Genomic DNA, 7038 nt, shown 5'->3' with positions numbered 1-7038 from the left:
CGTCGCTACGCTCCTTCGGTTTCCCTCGCTCGACTCCGAGGCGCGCCAACNCGGTCACTGCCCCGCGTCGACTCGCAGAATCTCCAATTCCCTCGTCGCTGGGACGGGTGGTTTTCGTAGGCTTCGTAGGAACTGCTTTTTGCAAGGATGAAGATCTTGCAGGGCTGCCATTCGTGGGCGCCTACGGGCGCGCCCATGAATGGCGTTCGTGATCTGTATGCGAGGGCTTTGGCGTTGGTGGCAAACGGAAGATCTCTCGAGTGACGGTGTCGTGACGTCCTTACGGTCCGATTGCCTCGGTTTGACGTTCAATTAAATTTAACCCTCGCCTGACCTCCGCTGAGTCGAACGGCACTCGACGCAATCGCAGGCCGGTAGCATCGAAGACGGCGTTGGCGATTGCCGCGGCACTGGGGACCGAGCCGGATTCGCCTGCTCCCAATGGAGGTTGATCCTGGGTCGGCATGATCAAGATATCGATATCTGGAATGTCCCCGAACCTGATAATGGGATACCCACCCCATTCACGTGATACGACGCCTGTATCGTCAAACGCCACGCGCTCCATGAGTGCTCGGCTGACCGACTGGATCACATTGCCGTGGATCTGATGCCGAACACCTGCCGGGTTGATCACTAAACCACAGTCGTAGCCTATCCATACCTTCAGTACGCGCACGGTGGCGCGGTCTAGGTCTACTTCGACATCGCAAATCCAGGCGCAGTAAGCCGACCCTACGCCAGGAAAGGTGCCATGTACGTATTGATGCTGGGCAAATCCGCGTCCTCTGCGTATGTGTGGTCGTTGCGGATCTGCATGCAAGCGGGGGGACGGCCCTGTCTGCCAGCCCGCGCGCTCGGCTAGCGCAATACTCAGCGTGCGAGCCCGCGGGTCCTCCATGAAGCGCAGGCGGAATGCGACGGGGTCCTCGCCATGCTGATGCGCTAGTTCGTCAATGAACGATTCATGGCTAAAGACGTTTGGCAATGCGGATACGCCACGCATCCAGGCGGCCCGTACGATGGGCGCCATATCCTGTACAGCAATGCGTACATCGCTGCATCGGTACTGCGGTACGGCAGTGCGATCGCCTTTGTGTTCGACGATGGGGTCAGGGGCAATCGTGCCCGTTTGCATCAATGCGAGAACGGGCGCGTTATTCGACGGGTAGCGATTGACGAATTCATACGCCAGTGTGTCCGGGCCGGTGACCGCGCCTCGTACATCCATGATCTGAGTGGTGCCCTTGGGTTCCCAGCTATGCTCTTCCTCTCGCATGAGCTGCAGACGGACGGGGGCGCCTACTTCGCGCGAGATCAGGGCGGCTTCGGCGGCGGCGTCGTCAGCGCAGTTGCGGCCATAGCAGCCCGAGGCTTCCATTCGCACAATGCGCACTGCCGAGTCGGGCAGATCCAGCAATGCCATGATGTCGGCGTGCAGAAAATGCGGATTTTGCGATCCGCTCCATACGGTAATGGCGCCGTCTCGATAATCCGCTACCGCACAGGATGGACCGATGGATGCGTGCATCTGGTAGGGCCACACGTACGTTGCGATATGTGTGTCCGTACGAGCGGATAGTGCGTTGGTGGGGTTTCCGTCTTCACGCAATACCCGTTCTTTGCTCGGGTTGGCGCGCACCGCTGCCTCAGGATCATTCAGATCGGGCAAGGCTGGCGGCATTTCCCATTGCACTTTCAATTGCCGGGCGGCACGGATGGCATGCTCCTCCCGGCGTGTGACAACAGCGACGAAATCGCCCTTGACCACGACCGCTACCATGCCCGGTATATCCGATACCGACTCGCGATCGACGGCAATCAGTGAATGTCCAATCATCTCGCCGCTATCACGCCCGGGATAAGGAGGGCGGACCATGCGTGCATGCAGCATGCCGGGTAACCGCAAGTCATGGACGAAGATCAATTCGCCTTTGATTTTGGCGGGAATGTCCACGCGTGCGACGCTACGTCCTACGATGCGATATTGGTCGGCGGGTTTGAGATCGACTTTCGCGTCGATGTCGATATCAAAGTGTTCGCCGCGCGCAAGACTGCCGTAGTCTGTCGTTTGTCCGCCCGGGCCCGTGATGACTCCGTCTGTCACGGTGAGCGTGTCGGCATCGCAAGACCATTGCTGCGCGGCGCGTTGCAAGAGGGTTTTTCGTACCTGCGCGGCAGCTCGGCGCAAAGGTACGGCAGCGCTCTGAATCGATGCGCTGGCCGTGGTGGGGCCCTGGTCCGGTGTGCGGTCCGTATCGCCTAGTACCATGCGTACGCGGTGCATGGGGACGTCCATCTCTTCGGCCACGATCTGGGCGAACGCGGTACGTACTCCCGTGCCCAGGTCTACGTGGCCATTGCACGCGATGATATCGCCTTCAGGTGTGATCTCGATGAAGGTATTGACGCGAGATTTGGAGACGCGGTTCACCGCGTGGCGGGCTGGAGGCTCTCCTTGCGAGTCAAGCCGTTCGCGCGATAAGGGTTGCTGATCTTGCATGAGTGTCATGGTTTAACCTCCTGCACGGCGGCGTCATGTCCGTGTTCGCGCAATCGGGCAACAGTCGATTCGACGTTGCTCCACTGGGGCTCATCTGCACCATAGCGTCCTCGCAGATAGTGCACGAGGTCGGTGATCTGTTTATCGTCCAGCGAGTGGGCGAATCCAGGCATGTAGCCTAGATTGTCGTTCGCAGGCTCGGTAATGCCCCGCAGGATGATATGAATCAGATTGTCGGGCCTGGCGGCAGTGAGGTTGGTGTTGGTCGCCAGATCGGGTCGTACGCCGAATAGCGGCAGACCGCGTCCCTGATCATGACAGGCTGCACACGAGCCCTCATAAATGCGTTGTCCGGTTATGTCCGACAGCGTTAACTCTTGCGCTGCGTTTGCGGTCGCGTTCGCAAGGTCAGAACGGGAGGCGGGCGAGTGCGTACGCTGATCAACAGCCCCCTGTAAATCCGTCAAGTACGTCGCCATTGCCAGTATGTCCCGATCAGGCAATTCGGCGAGTCCCGCAATGACAGGCGCCATAGGGCCGGCCGCTACACCGTGTTGAGCGGAATGGCCCGTACGAAGATAGGTATAAAGCTCTGCTTTCGACCAAGGCTGTGTGCCGCTGGTCAAGGCATTGAGTGCGGGGGCGTCCCAGCCCTCTATCGTGGCTCCCGATAGAAACTGTGTCGGGCTCTGCTGTTCGGCGCCGAACGCATTGCGCGGTGTATGACAGGCGCCACAATGTCCGGCTCCATTGACCAGGTAAGCGCCGCGGTTCCACAGCATTGACTGATCGGGGCTCGGTTCAAAGGGCTTTGCATCGTGGAAAAGGAGGTTCCAGCCGGCCATCAAGGGGCGTACGCTGTACGGAAAGGCTAGATCTGTCTTGGGAGGCCGGGCCGGTACCGCAGGCTGAGACATCAAATAGGCATAGAGCGCCTGCATGTCCGAGTCCGAGAATTTGGCAAAGGACGTGTAGGGAAATGCCGGGTACAAATGCCGTCCATCACGGCTGATGCCATGCCGCATGGCGCGATCAAAGGCTTCGTAGCTCCATGTGCCTATGCCGTTGGCTGGATCGGGCGTGATATTAGTGGAATAGATGGTACCGAATGGCGTGTCCATGGCGAGACCGCCGGCGTTTTCCTGGCCGCCCGGTGCGGTATGGCATACCACGCAATCGCTGGCCGAGGCGATGAGCCGTCCCCGCTCGATCGCCGCATCGGAATATAGGCTGATGTCGGGCGTGACAGGAGGGATCGCCGCTCGCCAAGGCAATGCCGTAGCGGCCAGCCCTGCCGCTGCTGCAGCCAGTGGTGTTGCCCAGGCAGCAAATCGACGCCAGGTGGGACGCCTCCTGCTGCCTGGCTCGGCCTGCCCGTCGGGTGCTTGCCCCGCTTCTAATGCCGCACGCTGCAGCGCGATGCCATCAAATGGCGCGCGGCGCAACCGCAATCCCGTCGCATCGTGGATGGCATTGGAAATGGCCGCCGCCAGCGGCAGCGTCAGTGCGGCGCTGCGCGATAGTTCCGTGGGCGTGACCATGTTCGTGCGAGGCGCTACGTCGGCCACCTGGATGGCGGGAACCGTCGTCGCGGTACCCCAGTCATCGGGCGATCGTACTGACCCGAGCAACTGCGCCGTCGCATGCGAGATGCGCTCTTGCAGCTCGGCGCTGAGTGCGGGGGCTTGGGTCATGCCCTCGATGTGGTGACCCACTGTCAGGCCTGTCAGATCGATTTGCCCTGAGGCGAGGTCGACCTCCAGATCCACGACCCAGGCGGACCAGGCGCGCTTGGCGATGTCTTCGTCTTGCGTGACAGCGTAGGCGAAACCGCGTCCATGCTGTGACGTTGCTGTTTTCCCGGGTCTGTCTTCAGGTGATATGCCCCATCCTGCACGCTGCGCGACGGCCTCGATCAGGGCGCGGCCTTGGGTGTCCTTCAGGTGTTCCAGGCGCCACTGGACAGGATCCTGCGCCAGCGCGTACGCGGTCTCGTCGGCAAAACTTTCCAGCGCAAAAACGCTGGCTAGTCCAGCCGCTGCCTGCGGTACAGTGTCGTTTGGCGTCAGGGCGGTTTGCGCAGGCGAAATCGCCAGCGTCAAGTCGTACGGCATGACCACGTTGCCGCCGAGCGCTGGTGGCGTGGATGTAGAGGGCAGGGCCGCCAGCATGGTCCACGCGGAGTGCTCGGCGAGCGGCAGCGACGATGTCAACGTCCAGCCTGATGCACCTGCGCGGCTGCGGTTCGGTTCTATGGTGACGTTCAAATCGTCCACATACCGAGTGGGCCGTGCGCGGACCGTCACGCGCCGTCCTATCATGCGCGCGATCAGCGCTGCGTCAATCGCCGCATCGTGGGCTGCGGACGTGTATTCGTTAGACGATATCGAGTTGGGTTGCAGCAGGCGGATGTGAGAGCGGTCGATGCTGAATAGCTTGGATAGCTCGGCACAAAGGCGGTTGGAGGCGGCGTGTTCCGCCAAAATCTCCAGTGTCCCGTCATCCGTCCACTGTGCCCATACCCGCGATGCATCGGCGATCTCGCCTGGCATCGTCGTCCAGGTGTACATCACGCCGTTGGACTGCTGCGGCCGTTGCCGCTGTGTACCCGACGGCAGCGCGGCATTTTGCCACGTGATACGCAAGCCCGCGGCAACCGTTTTCGCGGTCAGTTCATTGGGCGATACGACGGCGACAAACGTCTTTTCTTGCAGCACCCTGACCGGGTGATCTGCTTGTTTAGCAGCGTGTGTGTCTACCGCAGTGACGATAGAACCGCGATAGCTCAGGCCATCCCAACTGGCATCAGGCGCACGCAGTACAACCGCCGTCCAGGTTCGGCTGTGATCATTGGCGTCCAAGGTGTCTGGCAGATCGGCGCTCATGTCAGTTGCCTCCCGCCAGACGGCGCGCCGCCAACTGCACGGCTTCAATGATTTCCCGATGAGTGCCGCAGCGGCAGAGGTTGTAGCGTAATGCGTCCTCTATCTCTGATCGGCTAGGATCGGGATTGCGACTGAGCAGTGCATGCGCGGACATGATCATGCCATTGATGCAGTAGCCGCATTGCGCAGCCTGTGCATCAATGAAAGCCTGTTGTACGACGCTGAGTGCATCTGGGGTAGACAGGCCTTCAAGTGTCGTGACGGTGCGGCCCGATGCCGCTTTGACCGGCACCACACAGGACCGCGCGGGGGTGCCATCGATGAGAACGGTGCACGTGCCGCATTCCCCCAGACCACAGCCATACTTGGGGCCATTCAGCTCCAGGTCGTTGCGCAATACATAGAGCAGCGGCGTGTCGGCCTCCACCTCGACGCGCACTGCCGTGTTATTCACATTCAAATCAAACTGCATAGCATTTTTCGGGAGGCTGTCTGTTGGTTGCTTGTCCCGCTCAATCCACTTTGATCTTGCCGTCTTTGATGACCTTGGCCCACATGAAAGACTCATCATTGACAAACTGTTTAGTGTCGGCGAGAGACATATAAGAGCCAGTTTCACCCGTCCGGTCCAAACTGGATTTCATCGTGTCGCTTTCCAGGGCCTTTTTCACTGCAGCGTTGAGCGTTTCCAGAATGGGAGCAGGTGTTCCTGCGGGAGCGAACAATCCCGTCCAGAAATACACTTCAAATCCGGGCAGCGTCTCAGCGACGGTCGGGATCTTGGGTAAAAATTTGCTGCGTTCCGCGGATGTCACCGCCAAGCCGCGCAGACGTTCCTGCGACAGATACTGGGTCGTGGCGGGCAACGTCGCAAAAGCGAAATCGACCTGGCCAGAAATCAGATCCGTCATGGCGGGGCCACTGCCCTTATAGGGGATATGCGTGAAATTGCTCGACGTCTGCAATTTCAGTAACTCCCCAGCCATGTGCGGCGTGGTGCCTAGTCCAGCGGACGCGAAATTCAACGACTTACTACCGTCTTTACCGGCCTTGATCAGATCCGCCAGCGTTTTTATGGGCGACGATACAGGCACGGCTAATGCCAACGGTGATTTGGTGATCATTGATACGGGCACTAAATCGCGCTCATATACATATGAGACCGAGGTCATCAGGCTCGGATTGATAATCAGCGCAGGGTCTGCCACCAGTAGTGTGTAGCCGTCGGGTTTGGCGCGCGTGACGGTGTTGGTTCCGATGATGCTGCCCGCGCCGGGCCGATTTTCCACGACCACGGTTTGACCCAGCGATTGCTCGAGTTGCCGGGCCAACAGACGGGTGACGGAATCGACGCCTCCGCCAGGGGGGTATCCGACGACCAATGTGAGGGGCCGATCTTTTGGATAGTTATTTTCCGCACTGACAGCGGTGGCGGGTAGGACGGCAGTTGCCGCGAATGCGACAGCCAGCGATGCCGAAAAAAAGGTACGGCGGCTGATATAGCAAGATAGAAATTTGGACATTCGTCACTCCGATAGACAGTTATCGTCCCCTCAACGCTCGCGGTCTTCTGTGGCGAGTCAAGACGAAAATTTCCGGTGTAAATCAGTACCGCAACGATACGGATGTACCAAAAATGGGTCAAACGAT

General features: G+C 59.7%; 4 protein-coding genes. All 4 read right to left on the bottom strand.

The genetic code is table 11. The features are described 5' to 3' along the window. Positions 1 to 280: 280 nt before the first annotated feature. From ACNA0J_RS18120 to ACNA0J_RS18105, 4 genes are read right to left on the bottom strand one after another with little or no spacing between them, the layout of a single operon-like run. Entirely contained in the window at positions 281 to 2512 is a 2232-nt protein-coding gene (locus ACNA0J_RS18120; protein ID WP_415820245.1) for a xanthine dehydrogenase family protein molybdopterin-binding subunit, read from the bottom strand. Further along, positions 2509 to 5388: a c-type cytochrome gene (locus tag ACNA0J_RS18115; RefSeq protein ID WP_415820244.1), complete on the bottom strand. Its 2880-nt coding sequence runs from the start codon at positions 5386 to 5388 to the stop codon at positions 2509 to 2511. Before ACNA0J_RS18115 ends, ACNA0J_RS18120 begins: the two co-directional genes overlap by 4 nt. 1 nt (position 5389) lies before the next feature. Next, the gene (locus ACNA0J_RS18110; RefSeq protein WP_415820243.1) at positions 5390 to 5860 is read right to left on the bottom strand and encodes a (2Fe-2S)-binding protein; all 471 of its coding nucleotides are present in this window, start codon (positions 5858 to 5860) and stop codon (positions 5390 to 5392) included. 40 nt (positions 5861 to 5900) lie between these two features. Beyond that, on the bottom strand, positions 5901 to 6911 hold the full coding sequence (locus ACNA0J_RS18105) for a Bug family tripartite tricarboxylate transporter substrate binding protein (protein WP_415820242.1): 1011 nt from the start codon (positions 6909 to 6911) through the stop codon (positions 5901 to 5903). Positions 6912 to 7038: the final 127 nt, after the last annotated feature.

Source organism: Bordetella tumbae, assembly GCF_965139195.1.
Lineage (GTDB): Bacteria > Pseudomonadota > Gammaproteobacteria > Burkholderiales > Burkholderiaceae_B > Bordetella_A > Bordetella_A tumbae.
The sequence above is the reverse complement of the archived record's forward strand: the minus strand, read 5'-3'. Positions and strand labels throughout refer to the sequence as shown.